Annotated in this window: 19 protein-coding genes; 6 read left to right on the top strand and 13 right to left on the bottom strand. The window is 56.9% G+C overall.

Annotation, left to right across the window (positions count from 1 at the left end; translation table 11 throughout):
• Position 1: 1 nt before the first annotated feature.
• The 3 genes from IEW09_RS12080 to IEW09_RS12070 all read right to left on the bottom strand — a co-directional run bounded on the left by IEW09_RS12080 (position 2) and on the right by IEW09_RS12070 (position 2,495).
• Positions 2–769 carry a GNAT family N-acetyltransferase gene (locus tag IEW09_RS12080; RefSeq protein WP_188554492.1) on the bottom strand — a complete coding sequence of 256 codons (768 nt, stop codon included), beginning with the start codon at positions 767–769 and terminating at the stop codon, positions 2–4.
• Positions 766–1,608 (bottom strand): nucleoside triphosphate pyrophosphohydrolase, encoded by an 843-nt coding sequence (mazG, locus tag IEW09_RS12075; protein WP_188554491.1) that lies wholly within the window; start codon positions 1,606–1,608, stop codon positions 766–768. The genes IEW09_RS12080 and mazG overlap by 4 nt, the downstream gene beginning before the upstream one ends.
• A 143-nt stretch (positions 1,609–1,751) precedes the next feature.
• Entirely contained in the window at positions 1,752–2,495 is a 744-nt protein-coding gene (locus tag IEW09_RS12070; protein WP_188554490.1) for an OmpA family protein, read from the bottom strand.
• Between the two features lie 281 nt (positions 2,496–2,776).
• Here IEW09_RS12070 and uvrC point away from each other — a divergent pair, with 281 nt between their 5' ends.
• Positions 2,777–4,771: an excinuclease ABC subunit UvrC gene (gene uvrC / locus IEW09_RS12065; RefSeq protein ID WP_188554489.1), complete on the top strand. Its 1,995-nt coding sequence runs from the start codon at positions 2,777–2,779 to the stop codon at positions 4,769–4,771.
• Between the two features lie 4 nt (positions 4,772–4,775).
• Here uvrC and IEW09_RS12060 read toward each other — a convergent pair whose 3' ends face one another.
• The 8 genes from IEW09_RS12060 to coxB form a co-directional block, all read right to left on the bottom strand.
• Positions 4,776–5,624, bottom strand: a complete 849-nt coding sequence (locus tag IEW09_RS12060) for a cytochrome c oxidase assembly protein (protein ID WP_188554488.1) — start codon at positions 5,622–5,624, stop codon at positions 4,776–4,778.
• A gap of 15 nt (positions 5,625–5,639) precedes the next feature.
• Positions 5,640–7,205 (bottom strand): cytochrome b N-terminal domain-containing protein, encoded by a 1,566-nt coding sequence (locus IEW09_RS12055; RefSeq protein ID WP_188554487.1) that lies wholly within the window; start codon positions 7,203–7,205, stop codon positions 5,640–5,642.
• The gene (locus tag IEW09_RS12050; protein ID WP_188554486.1) at positions 7,193–7,834 is read right to left on the bottom strand and encodes a QcrA and Rieske domain-containing protein; all 642 of its coding nucleotides are present in this window, start codon (positions 7,832–7,834) and stop codon (positions 7,193–7,195) included. The genes IEW09_RS12055 and IEW09_RS12050 overlap by 13 nt, the downstream gene beginning before the upstream one ends.
• Before the next feature lie 20 nt (positions 7,835–7,854).
• The gene (locus IEW09_RS12045; RefSeq protein WP_188554485.1) at positions 7,855–8,619 is read right to left on the bottom strand and encodes a c-type cytochrome; all 765 of its coding nucleotides are present in this window, start codon (positions 8,617–8,619) and stop codon (positions 7,855–7,857) included.
• Entirely contained in the window at positions 8,616–9,467 is an 852-nt protein-coding gene (locus IEW09_RS12040; protein WP_188554484.1) for a hypothetical protein, read from the bottom strand. Before IEW09_RS12040 ends, IEW09_RS12045 begins: the two co-directional genes overlap by 4 nt.
• A 39-nt stretch (positions 9,468–9,506) precedes the next feature.
• Positions 9,507–10,103, bottom strand: coding sequence for a cytochrome c oxidase subunit 3 (locus IEW09_RS12035; protein ID WP_188554483.1), 597 nt, complete (start codon positions 10,101–10,103; stop codon positions 9,507–9,509).
• Between the two features lie 10 nt (positions 10,104–10,113).
• Positions 10,114–11,811: a cytochrome c oxidase subunit I gene (gene ctaD / locus IEW09_RS12030; RefSeq protein WP_188554482.1), complete on the bottom strand. Its 1,698-nt coding sequence runs from the start codon at positions 11,809–11,811 to the stop codon at positions 10,114–10,116.
• Positions 11,812–11,875: 64 nt separating this feature from the next.
• Positions 11,876–12,856 (bottom strand): cytochrome c oxidase subunit II, encoded by a 981-nt coding sequence (coxB, locus tag IEW09_RS12025; RefSeq protein ID WP_229739271.1) that lies wholly within the window; start codon positions 12,854–12,856, stop codon positions 11,876–11,878.
• A gap of 636 nt (positions 12,857–13,492) precedes the next feature.
• Here coxB and IEW09_RS12020 point away from each other — a divergent pair.
• From IEW09_RS12020 to IEW09_RS12005, 4 genes are all read left to right on the top strand, one after another.
• The gene (locus IEW09_RS12020) at positions 13,493–15,478 is read left to right on the top strand and encodes a beta-N-acetylhexosaminidase (protein WP_188554480.1); all 1,986 of its coding nucleotides are present in this window, start codon (positions 13,493–13,495) and stop codon (positions 15,476–15,478) included.
• 111 nt (positions 15,479–15,589) lie between these two features.
• A complete protein-coding gene (locus IEW09_RS12015; RefSeq protein WP_229739270.1) occupies positions 15,590–16,927 on the top strand; it encodes an alpha-L-fucosidase in 1,338 nt (445 codons plus the stop codon).
• Positions 16,928–17,127: 200 nt separating this feature from the next.
• The gene (locus tag IEW09_RS12010) at positions 17,128–19,464 is read left to right on the top strand and encodes a GH92 family glycosyl hydrolase (RefSeq protein WP_188554478.1); all 2,337 of its coding nucleotides are present in this window, start codon (positions 17,128–17,130) and stop codon (positions 19,462–19,464) included.
• A 21-nt stretch (positions 19,465–19,485) separates the two neighbouring features.
• The gene (locus IEW09_RS12005; protein WP_188554477.1) at positions 19,486–20,526 is read left to right on the top strand and encodes a glycosyl hydrolase family 18 protein; all 1,041 of its coding nucleotides are present in this window, start codon (positions 19,486–19,488) and stop codon (positions 20,524–20,526) included.
• Positions 20,527–20,559: 33 nt separating this feature from the next.
• Here the strand turns inward: IEW09_RS12005 and IEW09_RS12000 are convergent, their stop codons facing one another.
• Entirely contained in the window at positions 20,560–21,300 is a 741-nt protein-coding gene (locus IEW09_RS12000; RefSeq protein ID WP_188554476.1) for a copper homeostasis protein CutC, read from the bottom strand.
• A gap of 303 nt (positions 21,301–21,603) precedes the next feature.
• Between IEW09_RS12000 and IEW09_RS11995 the strand changes: the two genes are divergently transcribed.
• Entirely contained in the window at positions 21,604–22,389 is a 786-nt protein-coding gene (locus IEW09_RS11995) for a DeoR/GlpR family DNA-binding transcription regulator (RefSeq protein WP_188554475.1), read from the top strand.
• A 91-nt stretch (positions 22,390–22,480) separates the two neighbouring features.
• Here the strand turns inward: IEW09_RS11995 and IEW09_RS11990 are convergent, their stop codons facing one another.
• Positions 22,481–24,145, bottom strand: coding sequence for a uroporphyrinogen-III synthase (locus tag IEW09_RS11990; protein WP_188554474.1), 1,665 nt, complete (start codon positions 24,143–24,145; stop codon positions 22,481–22,483).
• Positions 24,146–24,231: the final 86 nt, after the last annotated feature.

Genomic DNA, 24,231 nt, shown 5'->3' with positions numbered 1-24,231 from the left:
TTCATATTCGTGCAGGTTCGTCCCACCGACCGAGAAGAAATACGCCATTATCGTCCCTGTCCCGTTCGTAGCCAATGACGGCGAGCCCGTTATGAAACGCTGCCTGGAACGCTGCCCTGTTCTGGCTCTGTACCGTCCGTGCCAAGTCCCGTTGCTGAGCGTCCTGCTTCCATTGGTAGATGGTATGCGGGACAATAATGCGTTCGAGAATGTTGAGCGGCGGCATTTCTCCGCGTAGCAGACCATCTACTCGCGGGGAGCGCAACCACCACTCTGCGTATAGCCTATCGGTCGGCAGGCCTCCCTGCAACGGCGACGACGACGGTCCATAGAAATCTGGCTGATAGCGGCGCACAATGGCACCAAGACGAGCGATGTTGAGATAAGCGTTTTTAATCTCCAGCGGATCGAAGGTCCACTCCATCAGGTCGAAGCCGCGGACAAGCGCGTCGTCGCGCTGGGCGAGTTTGAGGCGGCGTCCCAGGCCTGCATTGCGATATGCGGGAAGGACGGCAAGCATATGCGAGTGGAGATAGGGATGGTCATCGCGGAAACCGGGCAGCGACATGGCAAAGCCCACGATTGTGTCTCCGTCGAAGGCGCCGATCACCTGGCCGCCAATATGTTGCGCGACCATGAAGATGCGGCGAGGAACAACGTCGCCATCGCTGTAGCCCCACGTCTCCAGTTGCAACACAACGCAGCGCTCGAACTCTTCGAGTGTGGTGAGCGGCGCAACGCGAATATCACGACCGGGCCTTGTACTCATGTCTGTCGTGCTTTGTTCTTTGCCTGGCTCCAAAGCTCTTCTAGCTGCGTCGGCGTAAGCGCTGCCAGCACGTCCGCATCACCCGCTGCCGATTCCATAGCGGCAAAGCGGTGTCGAAACTTCGCGTTGCAGGAGCGAAGAGCGGATTCGGGATCGATCTTAAGATGGCGCGCCAGATTGACGACAGTGAAGAGCATATCGCCAAGCTCTTCTTCCGCTGCGGGAGAGGCAAAGCTCTGCCCATTGGAGAGCTCGGCCTGAAGCTCCGCCGTCTCCTCTTGCAGCTTGTCGAAGAGGCCGTCTGCATTGGGCCAGTCGAAGCCCACCTTGGCGGCACGCGAGCCCAGCTTCGACGCTTCCAGCATCGCAGGCATCGTGCGTGGAATATCATCCAGCAGTGAAGACTGCACCTCTGCTTTCTCTGCCTTTTCTTCGCGCTTGATCTGTTCCCAATTACGAAGCACGGCGTTGGAATCTGCGGCCTCGACATCGCCGAAGATATGCGGGTGACGGCGGATGAGTTTGGCGTTCAGGTTGGAAGCTACATCTTCAATAGTGAAGTAGCCTGCTTCAGCAGCCATCTGGGCATAGAAGAGTACCTGCAAAAGCAGGTCGCCGAGCTCGTCTTTGAGGTCCGGCCATGCTCGCCGCTCAATAGCATCGAAGACCTCATACGTCTCTTCGAGCGTGTGGCGCTTGATGGTGTCGAAGGTTTGCTCACGGTCCCATGGGCAACCTCCGGGGCCGCGAAGACGCGCCATGATGGCAATCGATTCGGCGATGGTCTCTGCGCCATTCTCTGCAGCGGGAACAGATCTTTCTGAAGTGGGCTCTGCCATAGCCTTCACTTTACCCGATTTCCCGGTAATTTCTCGGCCGCAGGCATATGCTTTATGCCTTGGCGATGAAGGAGAAACGGCGACGCGCCTGCTTGAGTGCAAGCGCATCGCCGTTGGTAGTTTTAGCTTCGAATCGCTTGTTATTACAACTGACCGTTAGGATTCGTAGTTGCTGCCGCGCTTGTGGCGGGCTGCTGATTGCTCATGTTAGACATCAGCTTGATGTTGACACGACGGTTTTGTGCACGACCTGCAGCAGTCCGGTTGCTGGCAACTGCCTGATCTTTACCGATACCGATCAGGTAGAACTTGTGCGGAGGAATGTTGTACTTCGCAGCAAGGTAGCTGACAACCGCGTCTGCACGACGCTGACTGAGCTGATAGTTATAGTTTGCATCCCCGGTCGAGTCGGTGCCTCCGGTGACGGCAAGGATATAGCTGCGTGCACTGGTGAGGTTCGCAGCAAAGTCGTCGAGCTTCTTCTTGTCCGACGAGGTCAGCGTAGCCTTGTCGAAGCGGAAGGTGACATCCAGGTCCGACAGCGACTTGTAGTTATCGAGGTTGGCAACTACACCGGTGAGACTGTCGACGTGGTTATAGGCTTCCTGTGCGGATTGATTTGCTGTGTCAGCAGCCTGACCTGCAGCAAGCGCATGCTGGTTGGCTGTGTCAGCAGCGCTCTGGGCTCCGGCAATACCCTTTTGGGCGCGCTCATCGGTATCGACGATGTTGCGATGATCCGCAGCGGTCTTGGCGTCGAGCTCGTTGGTCTGTTGAATGATCGGGGCTGCTTGAGAGCGAACATAGTTCTTGCTGGAGCACCCGACGGTGCAGGCAACAACGAATGCGCTGGCGAGAAAAACGGTGCAGGCAGATCTGATTTTCATTTCGGTGCTATCTAATCTGATATTGGAGCTCATTGGTTTCATCTCCTGTATGTTGATGACAATCTTCAACACTGTTACCAAAGCAATTCACCTGCCAAATCGGGGCAGTTATAAATATCTATAGATCAACTACTTACAAGAACCACTCGCGTGTCTGCATGAAGTTGCAGATTCATAATCGGGAACTTTTGATTCAAAGATGCGTCAAATCTACTGAGTTGATCTGTGTGGAAGCCGTCGTGGCTTTGAGCGTCTACACTGAGACGCGAAGCTGAAATTCCATGGATCTCTACCAGAAAATTCGGACCATCCCCACCCAGCCCGGCTGCTACCTCTATAAGAACGCCGAGGGCGATGTGATCTACGTCGGTAAGGCGAAGAACCTGCGGTCTCGGGTACGGTCGTACTTTCTGGAGGCCACCCAGGCAAATGCGAAGACCGGCTCGCTGATGCGCGAAGCCGTCGACGTGGAGTACATCACTGTCGCAAACGAGCACGAGGCACTTGCGCTCGAAAACAATCTCATCAAACAGAAGAAGCCTCGATTCAATATTCTTCTGCGCGATGACAAAACCTATCCCTACATCAAGCTGACGCTCCACGAGCGATATCCCAAGGTCTTTGTGACCCGGAGATTGAAGAAGGACGGCTCAGCTTACTTCGGACCTTACTTTCCCGGCAACCTGGCCTATCGTTTGGTGGATTTGATTCATCGCAGCTTTCTTATCCCCAGTTGCAAGGTGGATCTGTCACGTTATCATCCGCGAGCCTGCCTGCAGTACTACATCAAGCGCTGTCTTGGGCCGTGCGTCGAAGGCTTGACCACACCGGAGATCTACAAAGAGACCATCCGCGATGTGCAGCTCTTTCTCGAAGGGCGAACTGATGAGCTGGAACGGTCACTGACGCGGCGCATGCAGGAAGCAGCCGAGGCGGAACAGTTTGAGCTGGCCGGTAGGCTGCGCGATCAGATCGTGACCGTTCATCAGATGAACGACAAGCAGCGGATAGCGACGACCGACAATGAGGATGCGGACGTCTTCGGTTATCACTACGAGAACGAGATGCTCGCGGTGAATCTCTTTCATATGCGCGGCGGCAAGATCGTCGACCGACGTGATTTCTTCTGGGAAGACCTGCCGGAGTTTCTGTCGGAGACTTTAAATGAGCCCAACACGGACAAGGATGAGCTCGAGACGCTGCCGCGGATTGAACCCGATCCAGCAGTCACTGCACCGGAGATTGGCGAGGGCGCGGAGATCGTGCAACATACAGCAGTGTCCGAGCTGGGCGCTGCATTCAATCCGTCGGTGTTCTTCTCTGCTCTGCTAAAACAGCTCTACCTCGATCAGAATTATGTGCCGCGATCGGTTCTTGTGCCGGTCGAGTTTGCCGATCGCATAGTGCTTGGCGAGATGTTGTCGGAGCGCACAAAAAAGCGCGTCGAAATTCTGGTACCGCAACGCGGTGAAAAACGGTCGCTCGTCGATCTGGTCTGCCAAAACGCGAAGCAATCCTACGATCAGCGGTTCCGCGTATTGCAACCGGGAATGAAGGCGATTCAGGAAGCATTGCAAGACGCGCTGACGCTTGAAGAACTGCCGCACCGGATCGAGTGCTTCGATATCTCGCACATTCAAGGCGCGGAGACGGTAGCTTCCATGGTGGTGTGGGAAGACGGTGCCATGAAGAAGTCCGACTATCGCAAATTTCAAGTGAAGACGGTGAGCGGCGTCGACGATTTTGCCAGTATGCGCGAGGTGATACAGCGGCGCTACAAGCGGCTGCAGGAAGATAAGAAGCCGTTCCCATCGCTCATCCTGATTGACGGCGGACTTGGACAGCTTCATGCAGCCTATGCCGCGCTGGAGGAGATTGGCGTTACGCTGCAACCACTCGCATCGATTGCAAAGCGTGAAGAGGTCATCTATGTCTACGGACAGGAGAATGATCCGGTCGTACTGGATCGCCGCTCGCCTGTGTTGCACCTGATGCAGAAGATCCGCGATGAGAGCCACCGATTCGCCGTCACCTACCATCGCAAGCGGCGAGAGATGCGCGACCGCGACAGCGAGCTCCTGGCAATTCCGGGAGTCGGGCCGAGAACGCGACAACGATTGCTCGAACACTTTGGTAGCGTGCGCGGCATCAGGCAGGCAAGTTCGGATGCCTTAGCTGCCGTGGTGAACGCCGCCACCGCTGAGCGAATTCGCAAACATTTTGAAGAATCGCAACCGGAAGACTCGAACAAAACTGTGCTGCCGGTCTTGAGCTAGAAGGCTATGCGGTGTATTGGCTGTACGATGGGCGCGAACGTTCCGGCTTGATCAGCTTGTGCGTGATGTACATAGCAGGCACCAGAAAAAAGAGCGACCCCATGACCCACATAATCACGGCACCGAGCACCTGATCGGCAAGCGCAGTGAGATGGAATGGGTTAGGTTCCGCCAGATAGTACGGATACACAGGCCGCGTGCAGAAAGCGAGGAATGCCGAGAGCCCGGTGTTAACCACATCCGCCGACAACAAATAGAGAATTATCTTCCAGCTATAGGAACGGCTGCTGGTAGGCCACGGCCGAACAATCGGCCACCAAAAGATTAGCGAAGCGGATAGGAAGCACATGTGCTCGAAGATGTGCCAGTTCTCATGTTCGAGCGCATAGTCGTAAGCGCCTGGCACGTGCCATGCCAGAAAGATCAGATTCATCACAAGCCATGCAACGCGGAGTCGAGTGAGCCAATGAGTGAATCTTCGCAATGGACGATTTCGCAGCAAGGGGCCAACGACATAGCGCAGTACCGGTCGCGGCAGACCTCGCAGCAGAGGCACAACCGGATTACCTAGCAGCGCAAGCGGAGGCACAACCGACATCAGCAACAGATGTTCGATCATATGCGCGCTAAGCATCGCATCGGCGAACGCATCCATCGGCGACCCGATAGCGAACCACAGCGTCGCCATGGAAAACAGAAAGCTCCACAGTCTCCACGTTGGAAATTGCGTTGGCCTTGTCCGGCGAATTGCCAGCCATCCTCGAAAGTACACGATGGCAGTAAGCACTACCATCGTGGAGAGGAACCAGGACGGCTCCCATGAATCGAAGGTCGACTGTATATCAGCGGCCATGCAACGGCATCTCTATTACTTCTCCTGTGTAGGCGCTTCTTTAGACAGGTGCGATTGTCCGGACGGTCTCTCTTCGCCGGGAACAGTTGCCTTGGGAGGATTCTCCCCGGTCAAAGCGCGAGAGGCATCTTGCGCGGGCTGCAGGTTATTTCCTCTCAGCGTCTCCAGAAAAGAAACCAGAGCAGCAGTCTCAGCTGGGCTAAGCGCGTTGCCGTAAGCAGGCATGTTGCCACCGCCCTGCAATACCTGACGTACCAGTTGATCTTCCGTCAGGCGAGTGGCAACTGAGTCGAGTTCCGGGCCACGCTGTCCGCCCTGACCACCAACCTCATGGCAGTTGCGGCACTGCTTGTCCTGAAACACCAACGCACCTTGGCGCTCCAGCGGAGTTCGATCATGAATATACTTTTGCGGAACGATGTCGCTGCTCCAGGCGTTCATAACGGGACTCCATGGAGTCGTAACGCCCAGACGGGTAAAGACGCCGAGCGATACAGCAATCACCGAGACCATTAGCACGGCGACCGGACGACGGCTCCAGTGCTTTTCGCCTTCGCCTGCTACGAGAGGCAGTAACAGCATCGCTCCGATAATGATCACAGGTGCGACCAAGATGATCGGCGTCTCCATCTCAGGCGGCAACAAGGAGAGCACAGCAAAGAGCCAGAGGAACGGACCATCCGGCTTAGGCGCTGTCTGGATGATGGTGGGATCGGGCTGACCGGTAGGACCGAACGGGCCGAAGAAGAAGGCGCATGCCATCACTGAAAGAATGATCGCAGCGGCAAAGATAGCATCTTTCCATGCGCCATCGGGTACAAAAGCGATGCCCTCTCGTTTGTTGAGCTCGTGGTACTCCGCCTCATAGGTGGCTTTGCGAACGATGCGGCCAGGCATCGGCCACTCGTTAATTCCAAGTCGCAGCACCATCAGCAGGTGAAGGGCAACACCGGCCAGTAGAAGGCCGGGGATAACGAAGACGTGCAAGGTAAAGAAGCGGGAGAGCGTAGCGCTGCCGATAATAGGAGCGCCGAGCAGAAAGTGCACGAGAGAGGGGCCGATCACAGGCACCCGGCTCATGATCGAAGCGCCGATACCGAGACCCCAGTAGGCGTCCTGATCGAAGCGCAGCACCTGTCCGGTGAAGGCCATGCCCAGGGTCAGCAGCAGAAGAAACACGCCGATGATCCACGTTAGCTCACGCGGAAATTTGTATGCTCCGAACATGAAGACCTGCACCATGTGAATGAGCACAATGGCGATCATGAAGTCGGAGCCCCATCCATGCAGCGCGCGCAAAAACCAGCCCAGCTCAACATTGTTGTTAAGGAACTGGAGGCTGCTCCAAGCGTGATTTGCCGACGGCGTATAAACCAGCGCCAGCATGATGCCGGTCATGATCTGCAATACGAACAGCACCGTAGCGGCGCTGCCAAAGACATACCACCAGCTCGCGGCACTTGCTGGAACCGGATGCACTGCCGCTTCGACGGCTGGCTTAACAATGCCGAGACGATGCTCGAACCACTCGTAGACTTCGATGCCGGCCTTTTGCAGACCTTTTTTATTTAGCTCTGCCATGTCGCACGCCCGATTTTATCCAGTGGAACAAAGTTGGCATTCTGCGCGCTGGCCGGTGTGGAAAGCGTCGGCAATTCGCCCGCATTAATCATGAGTTTGGCTCCGGCTATTCTGTATTTGTATTCGAACAGGCCACGCTCCGGCGGTCCTGCAGCGCGCGATCCATCCTCGTAGTAAGCGCCACCGTGGCAGGGACAGAGGAAGAGCTTCGACTCTGAAAACCAGCGCACCGGGCATCCGAGATGAGCACAATTAATCGCAAAGACCTGAAAATCATTGCCCGACTTCCTGCGCACCCAGCAGGCTACCTTACCCGTATCGCCATCCCACTCCGTGGTCGATGGATTACGGTAGTCAGCCAGCCTGGTCTCACCTTCAGGAAAATCGTCAACGTTCCCCAACGTGATCCAGGAATGGTACGAGCTCTTCTTCTGAATCACCGGCCCCAGCAGATAACGCACGATGGGCACAGCAAGCACGACACCGACGGCGCCGTTTACCAGCAGAGACAACTTGAAGAGGAAGACCCGACGGGAGTGGTCTTTCAGTCCGTTCTTCGGCTCGCTCTGCAATTTATTCTCTTGCGGGCTCAAACCACCGCTAACGTGGTCGCTATGTTGTTCGCTCATCTGTGTCTCCGTATTGCCAGTTACTGCGGTTGCTGTGCTGTAGGCGCTGTCGCCGGATATTGTTGACCGGGAAACTGCGTCCGGTGCGAAGCCAGCCACGCCACAATGTCGGTCACATCCTTGTCGGTCATCGCATGGGAAAGAACATCACCGCGCCAATCAGGCATTCCCTGCCCCGGTAGCCCCACAATCGCGGTCGTGCGCAAATTTTGATCGCTCACAAGCGCAAGATAAGAAGGATCGACAATAGAACCTCGGCTGGCGTTCGCGCCGACGTTTTTTCCCTTCAATCCAGTTCCATCAGGGCCATGGCAGCTTGCACAATAGGTAGTAAAGGACTGCTGTCCCTGTTGGACATCGCCAGTTCCGGTTGCGGCATATGACGGAGCAGACTGTCCCGCAAGCGCCTGAGAATTACCCCACTGACGTATCATGCCATCCACCAGATCGTGAACCTGCTGGTCGGTCAACATGCCTCCGGCGCTCTGAGCGAACGGCGGCATCAGCGTACCGGGAATACCCTTTGCCGTAATGCGAATTAATGTGTCTTCACCTGCAAGCGCCAAATACTCGGGATTGGCCAGAGAGGTAGCAATACCCTGCTTACCGTTCTCGCCATGGCAGGCCGCGCAATTCTGCTTGTAGAGCGTAGCGAAGTCGTGAATCTCTTCGGGCCGCGGCACCTCCGGCTCGGCCTTAGGACGCCCCGGAGCGCTATTGCAGCCAAAGCTGGCAAAGGTCAATAGTGAAACAACTACGCAGGAAAGGAGAGTCTGTACTTTCATTCTTCGTCCTCTCCTTCTCTCTTGTGAGCACCTTCGAGCCCCGCGCGGAGAGTAAACGGTAGCGAGCGGAACTGCTCGGTTCTTACCTGTACCTGAAGGTTGACGACAAAGCCGCACACCAGACCGAACGTAATCTGAGAGACCACGAACCAGAGCCAATCGATACGCTGATCGAGAATCGGGCTGATGACCCCGAGGGCGCTGTAGAGAATTCCCGTCCACAGAAACGGAGCCGCGAAGCCTGCTGTGAAGATCGGCTTCCAGGGAAACATAGGAAGCATCGCGCCGTAGAGCAGACCTACCAGCAGCGAGGTCACAATATGAATGGCCAGAGCTGCGAGGAGTCCTTCTGGGTGAAAGGCGGCTAGAAATGCGTTGCTCGCATTGGCCCAACTCACAAAGCCGCCAGCCGCCAGCAGGTTCATCGAGTACCAGATGCTGTGATAGCGAACGAGACCGTAAAGCGTTGCCGGCACAATCATGGCGAGACCACCAGCGATGCCGCCCTTTACCCCGGCCATCATGGTGTACGTCTCATATGGCAGAACCTGGCGATGGTCTTCACTGATAGGGATACGGATGACATTGGTGCGGCGTGAGGTGATGGTTTCGACCCGTGTGGTGACAGGCACGCCTACGTGCTGCTCGTGCGGCAATACCTGGCGGAACCAGCCAACCGTCGACATCAGCATCAACACAACGCCGAGCAGGCTGATGACCCAGTTGGTCACAAGTCCAGACAGCAGCAGCGTAATGCCGAGCGAGAGAACGATGGGCCACGAGGTAGGCGTAGGTAGATTCACCACTCCCTTATGGTCTTGTCCGTGTTCCGATTCAGCGACTGACATCGAGTGCCTTTCCAGCGTTATTGAAGATATGCAAAACCTTTACCGTCCGAGAACATACACAACTGTGAACACAATGACCCATACCGCGTCGACGAAGTGCCAATAGAGCGAAAGCACGTCCATACGGTGCGCATGCTTCTCATCGACATGACCGGTCAGTCCGAAGATCAAAGCGGCAATCAGCATCAGCAGGCCGACGATGACGTGGGTGGCATGCAGCCCAACCAGCGAATAGAACGTCGTGCCGAAGAGATTGGTCTGGATCGTCAGACCATCGACATAGATCAGGTGATACCACTCCATGCCGGTTCCGATAAGGAAGATAGCGCCAAGAACTACCGTGGCCGCAAGCCACGCATTGAATGCGCCAATCTTGCTCTTTCGTAGCCCCACCACCGCCCAGTGCAACGTCAAGCTGCTCGAAAGCAGGCAGATCGTAGTGAAGATAGGAAGCTCAAGCACCTGCTTCGGCGTGGGACCACCGAGGCCCTGCCCCATGTAGAAGATGTACGCGACCACGAAGATGACGAAGATCGCCGACTCCGCAATGATCAGGCAGGCCATGCCGATCGTTCCGCGGTCAGGTAATACCCAAGGCTCGTCGGCTGGGTCGGGAGTGATAGGAATCGTGCTCATCGATAATCTCTCATTCGTAGTTCCAGTCGGGATCTTCCGGATGCTTGATGTCCCACAATGGACGGCGGCTATGGACGATCGGTGTCGTAGCAAAGTTATAGGACGGCGGCGGCGAAGCAGTGGACCACTCGAGCGTCCATGCATCCCAGGGATCGTTGCCGGCCTTCTCTCCCTTGTAATAGGAGTGAACCAGGTTGTAGACGAAGATCAGAGTCGCGATGGCCTGAATGACAGCGCCAATGCTGACGAGCAGGTTCCAGATCTCCCATCCACGGCCCGGCTCGTAGGTGTAAATGCGGCGCGGCATGCCCAGCAGTCCGGGGATGTGCATGAAGTCGAACGTCAGGTGGAATCCGATGACCATCAACCAGAAGTGCCACTTGCCCAGGCGCTCGCTCATCATGCGGCCCGTCGCCTTCGGGAACCAATAGTAGAAGGCGGCGAAGATCATAAACAGAATTGCGCCGACCAGAACGTAATGGAAGTGGGCCACCACAAAATAGGAGCCGGTAAGCTGCCAGTCGAACGGAGCGACCGAGAGCATAATGCCAGTCAATCCCGCGACGAGGAACTGGAAGAGAAAGCCAACGCTGAACAGCATCGGAGAGGCAAAGCGTATCTTGCCGCCCCAGATCGTGGCCAGCCAGTTGAAGATCTTGATGCCGGTCGGCACCGAGATAATCATCGTCGAGAAGACAAAGAAGACGTTGGCACCAGCTCCCATACCGACAGCAAACATGTGGTGCGCCCATACGCTCAAGCTGATAAAGCCGATACCTACGGAAGCAGCCACCATGGCCGGATAGCCGAAGATCGCCTTTCGCGAGAACACCGGAATGATCTCATTGGCAAAAGCAAAGGCGGGAAGCACCAGAATATAGACCTCGGGATGTCCGAAGATCCAGAAGAAGTGCATCCAGAGAATGGCCGAGCCGCCAGCCTGGGCATCGAAGAAATGCGAGCCGACATACCGGTCGAGCATCAGCATGATCTGCGCCGCCGTCAATGGGCTGACCGCGATAAAAACCATGCTCGACGTCACAAGATAGAGCCATGCCAACAAGGGCATCCGGTTTAGCTTCATGCCAGGGCAGCGCATGCAGATGACCGTCGCAACAATGTTGAGCGCCGTACCGATGCTGCCGATGCCGCTCAGCAAAATACTCAACGTCCAGTAGTCCGTGCTGTGTCCGGGGGAGAAGACCCTCGCCGTCAGCGGAGCGTACGCGAACCACCCAACGTCGGGGGCGCTACCGGCTCCATAAAGCCCCGATCCGCCGATGAAGCTGTAGTACAGCAGAAAGCCGCCAAATGCTGAAATCCAGAAGCTAAAGGCGTTCAATCGCGGAAACGCCATGTCGCGCGCGCCAATCATCAGCGGGACAAGGTAGTTTCCAAATCCAAACAAAATGGGCATGCCCACGAAGAAGACCATCGTGGTTCCATGCAGCGTGAACATCCGGTTGAAGACCTGTGGCGAGACGAAGGTGTTATGCGGCACAGCAAGCTGAATTCGCATGACGATCGCTTCGATTCCACCGATCACCAGGAATATCAGCGAGTAGGCAATGTACATCAGGCCGATCTTTTTGTGATCGACCGTAGTCACCCAGTCGTAAAGCACCTCAAGGAATAATTGCCGCGGTTTTTCAACCGGCGTCAGGTCAATTGCTTCCACCGATGAGAGGCCAGACACGGAATCAGCCATCGTTTCCTTTCTTCAGTCCATCAGGCCAGCAAGCTTCCATCCGGCTGCCTGGGTGATCTGCCGATTAATGAAGCGTCGTCAGGTACGCCGTGATCGCATTCAGATCGTGATCATTCAAATGCATAGCAGGCATCAACGAGCCGGGCTTCAGCGAGTCCGGATTATCGATCCACTGCTTCAAATTAGTAGGATTATTCTCAACCGCACCCGAAGCAATCGTGTCACGGCTGGCCAGATGCGTCAGGTCAGGGCCGAAACGTCCATTGGCCGGCGTGCCGGAGATGGTATGGCAGTTGACGCAGGCGTTGCGCAGAAAAGCCGCACGCCCCTCAGCCACAGCCGGATCTTCCACAGCGGGCTTCTGCTGCTGTGCTACCCAGGCCGCAAACTCCTTCGGCGAATCCGCGTAAACCCGCAGCAGCATCTTGGCGTGCTGCACGCCGCAATACTGCGCGCACTGCCCCAGATACAGGCCCGGAGCCTCAGGGTCAATCCACATCGTATTGACGCGGTTTGGAATCAGGTCCATCTTGCCCGCAAGACGCGGCACCCAGAAGCTGTGGTCAAGGTCAGCGGACGACATCTCAAGATAGGTCGGCGTCGGGTGCGCAGGATCGCTTACCGGTACATGCAGCTCATTGGCCGTAACGATGCCCAGCTTGGGGTAGCGGTACTCCCACCAGAACTGATGGCCCACAACCACTACATCGACCGCGTCGGTCGGCTTCTTGGCATCCTGCGTGGCCAGAATTACACGCGAGGCGGTAAGAAAGAGCATGACGACGATCAGTGCCGGAATGACGGTCCAGGCAAGCTCAATCTGATTGCTGCCGTAGATCTGTGTCGGCTCGTTATAAGTCAGCAGATTGCGATGCCGATAGCGGATCAGCGCATAAGTCAGCAAGCCGGCCACGATCACGAAGATCACGGCCGTGATGCTCAACACGAACATCGAGAGCGTAAAGATCCAGTGCGACGGTGTTCCCGCGGGAGAAAAAATGCTGGTCGAGCTTTGCGCAAAATAGGACGGAGAATGTATAAACATTCCAACCCCGGCAACCCGGTGAGAATCGACGCCTGCAGGAGATGACCCGAACGCAGAAGGAACCAGCATAAAAAGACCATTACTTACTAGAAAGCCGATTTGTAGTGCTCTGCGACCCACGCGGTCCTGACCTCTCATCTACGCTGCGGCACGACGCAACTAACTCAACTGCGTGCGTCCTAAGTTGACGGGAAAAAATCGCTTTTAAAGCTTACTCAAACCCAAGATACTCTAGAAGAAACTGATGAAGCAAACATCTGTCGAATATCGGTCGAATACGACTTCCAATACGGCCAGATGACGATCAAGTGTCAAAACACAGCATCTCTAAAGACAGATCCTCCATTTTGATCGATGTTTCTCTACCAAGATTCTCTCCCTACTCTGCACTTCTTCGACGGATAAAATCCACTTTATTATCGCCCACCGGCATACCGCATCAGGGACCCGAGAGCCCGCCCTCGAGGATGAAAAGATAACCCTATACACAACATTATTTTCTAAAAAGATAGGTTAAGTTCTAAAAAGATAGATTAAGCTTGACTGCACGAGGTAATCATGAAGATCTGCTCCTGGGCAAAGTCTCTCCTGCCTATCGCCACTCTCATCCTGACTTCTTCCATCTCATTCAGCCAAATGGCACCCTCCAGCGAGACTTTCGTCAATAACCTGATGCCGCAGCCGGCCAGCCTGCAGGCATCCTCCGGCGGCTTTGTGCTCAACGCGCAGTTCCATGCCGTCACCACCCACTTCAACGATCCTCGCCTCGACGACGCCATCCATCGCGCCATCCTCCAATTGAGGCAGAAGACGGCTCTTCCTCTATCTGTAGAGCCGGTCGCTGCTGGAACCGAAGCTCCTCTGACCATCGATGTCCAGGGCGCGGGTGAAGCAGTCCAATCTGTGGACGAAAACGAAGCCTACACGCTCTCCGTCACTCCTGCAGGCGCGCACATCGAAGCGGCAACAGTAGTCGGAGCCATGCACGGCCTCGAGACCCTGGTTCAACTCGTCCAGCCCTCAGGCAGCGACTATATCCTGCCCATCGTCTCCATCCATGACTCACCGCGCTTTCCCTGGCGCGGCCTGATGATCGATTGCGGACGCCACTTCGAGCCGATGGACGTCCTCAAGCGCACCATCGACGGAATGGCGGCCGTCAAGCTCAATGTCTTCCACTGGCACCTCACCGAAGACCAGGGCTTCCGCATCGAGAGCAAGCTCTATCCCCGCCTCACTGGCGTCGGCTCCGATGGCCTCTTTTACACCCAGCAGGATGCCCGCGACCTCGTCGCCTACGCTCGTGCCCGCGGCATCCGTGTTGTACCCGAGTTTGAGATGCCCGGCCACAGCACCGCCTGGCAGTACGCCTATCCCAAACTCTCCAGCGGCACCCCTCCGCCCGCTGTCCGCCGCGACTTCGGCGTCTCTGACTATGCCCTCGACCCCACGCGCGAAGAGACCTACCAGTTCATCGCGCGCTTCCTCGGCGAGATGGCGACCATCTTCCCCGATCCCTACATGCACATCGGCGGCGACGAGACCCCCGCCCCCGACTGGAAGACCAACCCACGCATCATCGCCTTCATGAAGGCGCACAACCTCAAAGACAACGGAGCACTTCAGGCGTACTTCAATACACGCGTGTTGAAGATCCTCACCGGTCTCCACAAACACATGGTCGGCTGGGACGAGATCCTCAACCCCGCGCTTCCAAAAGATATCGTGATTCAGTCGTGGCGCGGCGAAGCCTCGCTGACCCAGGGAGCGCAGCAAGGTTATCAAGGCATTCTCTCGGCACCCTACTATCTTGATGGAATGAAGTCCGCAGGCACCCACTACCTCGCCGATCCATTGCCATCGAGCTCTTCGCTCACACCGGAGCAACGCAAGCTCGTGCTCGGCGGAGAGATCTGCATGTGGGGCGAGCAAATCGACGCAGGCACCATCGATTCCCGCAACTGGCCGCGAACAGCAGCCATCGCCGAACGTTTCTGGTCTCCCGAAGATGTCACCAATGTCGACGACATGTACCGTCGTTTGAACGTCGTCTCCATCCAGCTCGAAGGCCTCGGCCTCCAGCACATCACCCAGGAAGACGCCTACCTGCGTGATCTCGCCGGAACCCAGGACATCGATCAGCTTCGCATCTTCGCCTCCGCGTTTGAGCCCGTCAGCTTTGGCGAGCGCTATCACCAGCAGAAGACCTCGCAGCTCACCGTCCTCGACCGCTTCGTCGATGCAGTTCGTCCCGATCCGCCATCGCGTTACGAAGTCGCCCATCTCACCGAGAACTTCCTCAAATCACCACAGTCCGACACTGCCGATGCGGCTGCTCTGACTCAATGGTTTGAGGCCGTCTCCAACTCTGTCCCAACCGTAGAGAATCAGATGCAGCACTCGCCCCGGCTGGCCGAAGCTCAGGAGCGCGCACAGCAGCTCCCCGGACTTGCAAAGGCAGCGACGGATGCGATTCACTTCCTTTCCTCCGGAACAAAGGCACCGGCAGGATGGAAGGCAAGCACGACAGCGCAGATCGAGGCAGCGAAAAAGCCATCGGCTGTAGTGCGCTTCGTCTTCATCGACTCTCTTACATCATTGGTCAATGCCGTACAGGAATAGCAGTAAGAAATAGAGGTATCAATGTCCGAGGTCTTTCAATCAACGCGAGGCAAAGCCTCTTTCATGCAACACAGCAAATCGCGTGGCAGACAATCCATCCTCTGCCACGCGATGGCAGTCTTAGCCTGCCTCGCGCCGCTATCAGCCATCGCGCAGAACTTCGTCGATATCAAGCCAAGCCCGGCGCAGGTTCATTGGCAGGATCTCGAGATCGGCGTCATCATTCACTTCGGCACTAATACCTTCCTCAATCGCGAGTGGGGTGACGGCACCGCCTCGCCTTCGGTCTTCAACCCCACGCACGTCGATACCGATCAGTGGATGGAGGCCGCCAAAGCAGGCAGTGCCAAGTACGCTGTCCTGGTATCGAAGCACCACGACGGCTTTGCTCTCTGGCCCACCGAGCAGACCGACTACAGCGTTAAGAACAGCCCCTGGCTCAATGGCAAGGGAGACCTCGTCCGCATGGCCTCCGACTCCGCCCACAAAGCTGGCCTCGGCTTCGGCGTCTATCTCTCTCCGTGGGACCGCCACGACAAGCGCTATCCCGACCCCAAAGCCTACGACAAGTACTACCTCGCGCAGCTCGATGAACTCGCCACGCACTACGGCCCACTCACCGAGTTCTGGCTCGATGGCGCAGGCAGCACCGGACGTACCTACGACTTCCAAAGCATCATTACCGAGCTGCGCACCTATCAGCCCAACACCATGGTCTTCGCCGACGTAGGCCTCTTCAAGAACGCTGACCTCCGCTGGGTCGGCAACGAAGATGGCAAGGTCCTCTTCGAAAATTGGAACGTCATTGACCGCGCCGGCTATCTGCGCTGGCGCCCGGTCGAGTCGGACACGCCACTGCATCGCGGACATTGGTTTTGGCACCCCAATGATGAAGCAACGCTTCGCTCAGTGGACGATCTGCTCGATATCTACACCAACACCGTAGGCCGCGGCGCTCAACTCATGCTCGGCCTCGCACCCGACAACACCGGCCAGCTTCCTGCTGCTGACGTCGCGCGCCTGCACGAGTTCGGCGAAGCCCTCCACCGCATCTACGGCCACAACCTCGTCTCCGAGCAAGGCCACGCCACCGGCACAGAAGCCACTGCCGAGCATGACGCACTCGACAATAATCCAGACACCTTCTGGGTAGCGCCGCCGCTACATGGCACCCTTGAAGTCCGCTTCGACAAGCCGGTCACCTTCGACCGCGCCGTCACCATGGAGAGGCTCAACGACGGCCAGCACGTCGAGGAGTATTCCATCGAAGCCTGGCAGAACGGCTCGTGGAAAACTCTCGCTCGCGCACAGGCCATCGGCCACAAAAAGATCGACATCTTTCCCGCCTGCACCACGCAGCGGGTCCGTCTCAATCTCATCTCTACCTCTGGAACCGCCGCGATCCGCGAGTTCCAACTCTTTGACGGCAGAACAACTTCCCAGCAATAACGTAATAAAATGCCGCACCTTGCTCTTTCAAAGGAATGACAGAGCAAGGTGCCTCCGGGTAGACTCGTAACCGATAACGTACGAGTCTGCCAGAGGTATCGGAGTTCAACTCCATCGTGAGTGCTTCCCTACCTATTCCTTCGTAGATTCGTCCTATCTACGGTTTCGTAAAGTGTTAAATCTCAATCGTTGGAGTTCGCGTGATATCAAGAAGATCTTTTCTAGGCGGAGCTTCTGCCGCCTGTACTGTTAGCGCTATCAGAACCACTGCCTTCGCAAGGGTCATCCCACATCCCAAATCGTCCCATGGCGCCAACGATCCCGCCTCCCTCGTCGACATCACCATCGGAACAGGCGGTCATGGCCATTGCTTCCCCGGCGCAGTCGTTCCCTTCGGCGCTATCCAGCTCAGCCCCGACACCTTCACCGACGGCTGGGACTGGTGCTCCGGTTACCACATCTCCGACACTTCTATCATGGGCTTCAGCCACACCCATCTCAGCGGAACCGGCTGCGGCGACCTGCTCGACTTTCTCGTCATGCCCGGCACCGGCGAATCAAAGATCGTTCCCGGCTCACGCGAAAACCCCGACGAAGGCTACCGCTCACGCTTCGACCATAGCGAGGAGCACGCCGAGCCCGGCTACTACTCTGTTCTTCTCAAGGACTACGGCATCCACGCCGAGCTGACCGCCACCGAGCGCACCGGCCTGCATCGCTACACCTTTCCCCGCGATGCCAAGGCAAAGACCGCACACATCATCGTCGATCTTCAGCACAGCTATGGTCAGTCGAACGTCATCTCCGCGTCGCTGCACAGCCCCGCACCCGACGCGCTCGCCGGAGGCCGTGTCACCAAGTCCTGGGGCGATGGCCGCGAAGCCTACTTCACCATGCAGTTCTCGCAGAAGCCCACGCGCATCGTCTACTACAGCGACGACGCAGAGGTCCCCGCCGGCACCGAGCCTCTGACCGGTAAGAACCTCAAGTGCGTGGCCTTCTTCGACCTGACCCACAATCCAGTCATCTTCGTAAAGACCGGCATCTCCGGCGTCAGCGCAGAATCCGCCGCCAACAACCTGAAGGCCGAGCTGCCCGGCTGGGACTTCGAGCGCGTTCGCCGCAGTGCTCGCGAGAAGTGGAACAATCAGCTCTCGCGCATCAGCATCACCACGGACAACGAGAAGCATCGCCGTATCTTCTACGCCGCGCTCTACCACGCCTCCATCGGCCCTGCGCTCTTCGATGACGCCGACGGCAGCTATCGCGGCATGGACAAGCAGGTGCACAAGCTCAATCCCGGACAACGCAACTACACCACGTTCTCGCTGTGGGACACCTACCGCGCCACCCATCCGCTGTACACGCTCATCAACGCGGAGCATGTGCCCGACTTCGTCAACGCCCTCATCCTGATGGCCGAGCAAAGCCCCGCTGGAATGCCCGTCTGGCCGCTTCAAGGCACGGAGACCGGCACCATGACCGGCTACCACTCCGCCGCTGTCATGGCCGAAGCCTGCAACAAGGGCTTCACTGGCATCGACTACGAGCGCGCCTACAAGTGCATGATGAAGCGCGCCATGGTCGACGACTATCGCGGCCTCGGCTACTACCGTAAGATGCACTACATCCCCTGCGACCTCGAAGAAGAGTCTGTCAGCAAAACCTTTGAATACTGTTACGACGATTGGTCCATCGCGCACGTCGCCAGGAAGCTCGGCCACGAAGACGATGCCAAGATGCTTGCCGACCGCTCGCTCAACTATCGCAACTACTACGACAAGCAGACCAACTTCGCGCGGCCTAAGCTTGCAAACGGCGAATGGGCTCCCAACTTCAATCCGCTTGAGATGGGGACTTCAAAGAAGTGGCGTGACTTCACCGAGTCCAACTCCTGGCAGACCACCTTCGGCATTCAGCACGACGCCGCGGGCCTCATCGAAACGCTCGGCGGACACAAGGCCTTTCTCGCCAAGCTCGACGAGCTGTTCGACCAACCCTCCACACTGCCACCCGATGCACCACCCGACATCGCGGGCCTCGTCGGTCAGTACGCTCAGGGCAACGAGCCGTCGCACCACATCGCCTATCTCTACGTGTACGCTGGCCAGCCGCACAAGACCCAGCAGCGTATTCGCATGTTGATGGAAACGATGTACGCCGCGCTTCCCGACGGTCTGCAAGGCAATGAAGACGTAGGCCAGATGTCCTCCTGGTACATCATGAGCTCTATGGGCTTCTACCCCGTCGATCCTGTCAGTGGAAATTACATCTTCGGCACACCGCTGTTCGATCGCGTCAAGTTGGAACTCGGCAAGGGCAAGCAGCTTGAGATCGTTGCTCACCGCAGCGCACCCTCGGACCAATACATCCAGTCCGTCACCTTCAACGGCAAGCCATACACGCGCTCGTGGTTCAACCATCGCGAGATCGTCGACGGAGCGAAGATCGAGTTCACGCTGGGCAGCCAGCCTAACCTCGAATTCGGCACCAAGACTGAGGACATTCCACCGTCCTTCAAACTCGAAACCGCATAAGCGAAAGAAAGATGAGGCTCCATGAAGTCCGTGATCTTCTGCCTTCTGTTTGCAGCAAGCGCAGTCTTTGCCCAGACCAAGACTCTCTTCTACATGACAGATCAGCCACAGTCGGTCCGCGACTTCATGGAGCATCAATCCAAGATCGACATCATCGTCCCCACTTGGTACAGCGTCGATGAGACCGGCCTCGTCTACGGCGAACCCGATCCCTCCGTCCTGCGCGTCGCCAAACAACGCCACATCGCTCTCTTCCCCATCGTCGCGCTCTTCGACAAGGTGAAGATTCACACTCTAATGACCGATGACAAGGCTCAAACAGCGATGATCGACTCCCTCATCGCCGCCTGCAAGAAAAATGGCTACGACGGCTTCCAGCTCGACTTCGAGAACATCAGTTGGAACGATCGCGACCTGCTCTCCGCCACCGTCAAACGAATCGCCGACGCCTTCCACCAGCAGCATCTTCAGCTACAGATTGCAGTCGTCCCCAACGCCCCCGGCTATCCCGGTCACACACCCTTCAGCAAATGGATCTTCTCCGACTGGCGCGGAGCCTTCGACCTCAAAGCTCTCTCCCAATCCGTCGATCTTCTCTGCCTCATGACCTACGACCAGCACACCCGCTGGACGACTCCCGGCCCCGTCGGCGGCTGGATCTGGACCAACGAAAATCTCGACTACGCTCTGAAGTCCGTACCGAAGGACAAACTCTCCCTCGGCATCGCGCTCTACGGATACCACTGGTTCACCGGCGATCCCGGCATCAACGAAAAAGTTCAGAAGCCTAACATCACCGCTGAATACATCAGCGCTACCAATGCCCAATTCCTTCGCGACACCTACAACGGACAAGAGCAGTGGGACCCCGTGGACCACACCGCATGGTTCTACTTCTACCGCGACCAGATGCGTGAGTGGATCTTCTACACCGAAAAGCGCGGCTTCGCCGATCGCTACAACCTCGCCAAAGAACAGCACCTTCAGGGAATCTGCGCCTGGGTTCTCGGCGAAGAAGATCCTGCAATCTGGAGTGTGCTTCCAGACCGCGCCTCCAACTGATACGCATTCAACTGCTTTTATAAATAGCGCGGCCTAAGCGTTCGTCAGGTTCTCGATCATCGCGCGTACATCGTCGCTCTCAACGACAAACCGCGAATGAGCGGAAGGGTCGCTCTCATCGTGCACATCCCGACTAGAACGACAAGGTCCGGTAACGATCTTGCGGATCGAGCCATGGAAGTGCCTCGCGCCCGTTATTCGCGCCACTGCCGCCGCGTTCTTCAGCCGCAGCCCTCCACCGGCTGCAATCTCTATCCTCCCAGCGGCCTGCTCGATCAATCGCGCGAGTGCTTTACCTCCGCTCACTACGTCGCGTTCGCCGCCCGAGGTCAGCACTCGTTGACAACCTGTCGCAATAACGTCCTCCAAAGCATCTTCAAGCGAAGCAGTATGGTCAAAGGCACGATTGAAGGTCACTTCAAGCGTGTCGGCCATCTCCACCAACTCGCGCGTGCGCTTCACATCCACCGAACAATCTTCGCGCAACACGCCCAGCACCACACCGCTCGCGCCCAGCAGACGCAGATGCTTCAGGTCCTCCCGCATCACATCGAGCTCCGCATCGCTATAGACAAAGTCGCCGCCACGAGGACGCAGCAGCACATGCACTGGCAGGCCGCTGCGATTTACGGCTTCACGAACCAAGCCATGGCTCGGCGTCAGTCCACCTTCGCTCAGAGCGCTACAAAGCTCAATCCGATCTGCTCCACCATCTCGCGCAACGAGGCACGCATCGATATTCTCGGCACATAATTCAAAGACGATCTCACGCATCACAAATACACCAATCCAGACATAGAGATATCCAACGCTTCCTGATGGAACCCGTAAAGTACAAAAAAGAAAGGGAATCAGGCAATCTCATTCATTTCCAATCGTTTGCTGTCTTTTTTTGAAACCTGCTACCAGCATCAATGACATTGAGCATAGAAAGCCGAATGGTGAAATATTAATAAATAATTTCAATACTTTGAAAGTAAAACATTTAAATAATCAATTAAATGATTCATTCCGTCAGACAAGGATTTCCAGTACCCTCATTACGGCTAGCTTTTTTCTTTGAAAGGAAGCATTCAAGTGGCTGCAAAGACACACGATCGTGCAAATCAGATCCTTCATCTGCTTCTACAGAAGGGCACCAGCAGCGTCGAAGACCTCGCCGTTACCGTTAACGCCTCCTCAGCTAGTGTCCGTCGCGATCTCATCAAGCTCGAACAGCGGGGCCTCGTCCATCGCACGCATGGCGGCGTCGAGCTCGCCGGCAAGCTGACCTACGAGCCCTTCCGCTTCGATGCCGCCTTCCCCCTCCGCGAAGAGCGCTTCGCCGACGAGAAGCGTCGCATCGCCATCGCCGCCGCCGCGATGGTCGCCGAGGGCGACACCATTGCTCTCTCACCCGGCACCACCACGACCCAGGTCGCCCGCAGCCTGCGCCATCGCGAAGGCATTCATCTCGTAACCAGTGCGGTGAACATCGGCATGGAACTCTCCAGCCAACCCAACGCCAAGGTCACCCTTACCGGTGGGTCGATCCGCTGGCCCGGCTCCTTCTCCATGGTCGGAGCTACAGCATTCCATTCCATCCAAAAGCTCTACTTCGATAAGGTCTTCATGGGCGCCACCGGCATCCACCCGCAATACGGTCTGACTGTGATTGAGTCCGACGAGGCACTCATCCTCGCCGAGATGGCGCGACACTCACGCCAGGTCGTCGCTGTCGTCGATGCCAGCAAGCTCGGCATGATCAGCACCAACAAGGTCTGCGAACCGTCTCAGATCCACACCATCATCACCGACAACAACATCGACCCAGAACTGGCCGAGCAGTTTCGCAGCCAGCACATTCACATGATCATCGTCTAAAAATCTGTTCCGAGCCTATCGCGGCGACGAAAACAGCACATCATCGCAACCGGAGCCGCGTTGCCTTGCTTGCGCACACTTCAGGCAGACACTAAGCACGAGCCCCGTCAGCCGCCTGTGCCTTTTTGAGATCATCGCCCAGCACAATGGCATCTGCAATCTCACGCATCGAGATGCGCCGCTGGCGGCTCTCCCTCTGCATCGTCCGATAAGCCTCGTCCTCGCTCATCCCCAGATCGCGCTGCAAAATGCCCTTCGCGCGATCGACGGCCTTGCGCGTCTCAAGCCGCCCGGCCAGTTGCAGATTCTCCGTCTCCAGGCGCGTGCGCTCAATCTCGGCGCCCACTAGAAAACCAAGCATCGAGAGCAGCCTGATCTCATTCGCCGTATGTTGATAGCTCATCTGGTGCTGCAGCGTGATGACGCCGACAACCTTGCTCGCGCAAAGAATCGGTGTACACAAGATCGCTTCGAAGTGGTCTTCCGGTAGATTGCGGAACATGATGAACCGCGGATCGTTCGATGCTCCCGAAGCAATCGCGACCGGCTCGCGATGCTCCGCCACCCAGCCCGTGATTCCCTGCCCCAACGACATACCCAGATGATCGACAAGGTCGGCATGAGGATTCTTCGATGCGCGTAGCACCAGCTTCTCGTGCTCCATCACATAGATGAAGCATGAGTCGCACGGAATCACCGTCGTCACAAAATCGACGATGCTGCCCAGCACCACATGAAACGAGTCCGCCGATGCCAGCCTGCTGCTGACCTCGTGCAGAAAATCAATCGAGGTAAGTCCGTCGCGAAACCCCGCCATAGTGGGCGTCGAAACGGCAACGCGACGCACGCCGGACTTCGATTTCTCCGCCGGCTTGTCGTCGCTCTTATGTGGCGTCACAATCGCACTGCCCGCGCTGCGCTTCCGCTCCAGAATCTTGCCGGAGTACTGCGCCGCCTCGTTCACCAGAAATCCCATCTTCGGGTGCGACGGCTCAAAGTCGGGAGTGATTCCATAATGCGTCAGCTCCTCCGATGTCGTTGGCCCAATCGAAACCACCACCATCGATATCAGCCCTGCACGCAGCTCTTCGCGCATGCCCATCTCTTCGGCTACCTGAAAGAGATGAATCACCTGTACAGCCGTCATAAACAACACAACGTCCACGCTGCCGTTCGCAATGCCAAGAACCGACTCTCGCAGCGGCCCTACATCTTCAGGCAGAGTCCACTGATACACCGGAACCTTGGTCACCTCACCGCACTTGACCGTAAGCTCAGAGAGAAACTCAGGATTCGATGCACCATACTCCTGCACCGCGACCCGCATCTCGCCCAGCTTGTCGCCAAACTCCGCTTCCATCCCGTGCATCATCTCGCGCCATGTATTAGGCTCAGGCGCGGTCACCGTCACAGGAATTTTTAACTCACGCAACGCAGCCGCAGGCTTCGGTCCGCGCGCGCCGATCTTTACCGATCGCAGCGCTTCAACCAACTCTTCACGGTTGTACTTCGTCTGCGCAATGTCAAGCAGAGCGCGCAGCCCCAGGCCAGTTAGAAAGACAACAAGATCGAACTTCCCCTGCAGCAACCCATCCGCAAACTCCAGCGCCTGCTTGTTCGATTCCAGCGGCGCTTCACGCATCGCGGGCACAACAAAAGGTTCGCCGCCATAGGTGCGTATCAGCTTCGCGACCTCTTTTGCGCGTCGCGATTCCAGCGACAGAACCCGCAATCCATCAAAGCTCGCGTGAGTCATCCATCTCCCCCAGCCAGTCTCCAATTACAAAATTACTTCGAGCTGGCCACCTGTTATACACAATTCTAGCGGCTCCGCATCAACAA

Source organism: Edaphobacter dinghuensis (assembly GCF_014640335.1).
GTDB classification, from domain to species: domain Bacteria; phylum Acidobacteriota; class Terriglobia; order Terriglobales; family Acidobacteriaceae; genus Edaphobacter; species Edaphobacter dinghuensis.
The sequence above is the reverse complement of the archived record's forward strand: the minus strand, read 5'-3'. Positions and strand labels throughout refer to the sequence as shown.